This is a genomic window from Dactylosporangium aurantiacum (assembly GCF_000716715.1).
GTDB lineage: Bacteria > Actinomycetota > Actinomycetes > Mycobacteriales > Micromonosporaceae > Dactylosporangium > Dactylosporangium aurantiacum.
In genome coordinates, this window is sequence record NZ_JNYJ01000128.1 from 1 (window position 1) to 1,506 (window position 1,506).

The 1,506-nt window shown below is 71.0% G+C and carries 1 protein-coding gene; it reads right to left on the minus strand.

Translation table 11 applies throughout. The features are described 5' to 3' along the window. Positions 1-1,420, minus strand: a 1,420-nt coding sequence (locus tag OP18_RS50550; RefSeq protein WP_033367957.1) for an NF041680 family putative transposase, incomplete at its 3' end; no start/stop codon positions are given. Positions 1,421-1,506: the final 86 nt, after the last annotated feature.

The following is a 1,506-nucleotide window of genomic DNA, read 5'->3' on the forward strand; positions in this document are numbered from 1 at the left end:
CGTCGTGGCGGCGGGTGGGTTGCCGGTTTGGTTGTCCGGGTGGTCGTCCGGGTCCTGGCCGGGTGGGTTTCGGTGCACGGGCTGGACAGGCGCTGTTCGTGCGGAGGTGCCGAAATCCGCGGCGGACGCGGGCGGGTGTGAGCCGTTCGGGCGGTGCCGGTCGTTCCCATGGCCGGCGCAGGTCGCGGGCGAGTGGGCGGGCCAGTCGTAGCTGGGTGTAGGCGGCGATGATGAGCCAGGTCCACCGGTCCGCGGCGTGCGGGTCGCGCAGTTTCGGCACGGTCCAGCCGAGGGTCTGTTTGAACAGCCGGAAGGTGTGTTCGATGTCGAAACGGCGCAGGAACGCCTGCCATAGCAGGTCCACCGTCGCCGTGTCCGGGCCGGGTTCGGTGTCGGGTGCGGGTTCGTCGTCGATGCCGGTGGACCACCACAGCCAGACCGGTTTCGGGGTTGCGCCGGACGGCAGTCGGGCCACGTCGAGGCGGATCAGGGTGCCGTGCAGGATCGGCAGGTCCGGGCAGTCGGTCCAGGCTGCGCGGCGGGTCAGTCGGGGGTGCAGGCGGTGCCAGGCGCGGGCTGTTGCGGTGCCGTAGAGGCGGGTCTCGGTTGTGGTGGTCACGTCCGGGGTGTCCCAGCTGGCCGGGTCACCGAAGATGAACTCACCGCCGTGACGGCGGGGCCGGCCCAGCACGCCCGGCAGTTTCGGTGGTGTGGGTCTGTGCAGGACCCGGTCGGAGCGCAGCCGGGCCAGCACGCGCACCGGCAGATCTGCCAGTAGCCAGGCCAGGCGGGCTCCGTCGTAGCCAGCGTCCATGACGAGCCAGATGTCTGCGTCGCCGGTCCGCCAGTGCCCGGCGTCGATCAGCCGGGTCACCACGTCACGCACCTGCCCGGCCGTCACCGCTGCCAGATCAGCGCCCGGGGTGAGCCGCACGGCGTCCAGCGGCGCGGTCCAGGAGGTGCGGCCGGTCTCCAACGCGACCACGAACGAGTACGGCCAGCCGGGGACACCGACGTGTTCGCCGTTGCCGCGGCCGGAGGTGTGGCACAGGATCCGTTCCGGTGAGGTGTGTGCCTCCGGCCGCAGCCAGCAGGTCACGTCCACCGCCAGGACGATGCGGCTGTCCGCCGCCCGCGGCAACGGCAGCGCGGCGAGGACCCGGCGCAACCGGTCGATGTCCACCCGGCCGGCGGCGAGGGCGTCGTACAACGCGCCGTGGCCACGACGGTGCTCCGCCACCAGCGACAGCCCCGGCAGCGACCGCACCGGCCCGTCCGCGCACAACACGGCATCTGCCAGCTCGAACAACGCATCCGCACGACGCGTCAGACACCCATGCAACTCACGCCGGAACCAGGCAAGGTCCCCAGCAAAGTCCCCCGCCGGGACAACCAGCCCGGCATCAGGCACACTGATCATGCAACAGCCCCTGGTATTGATCTTCTTCCCTCGACAAGAAGATGATCACCCAGGGGCTGTTTCCACGACCGACGGGGTCGACCACG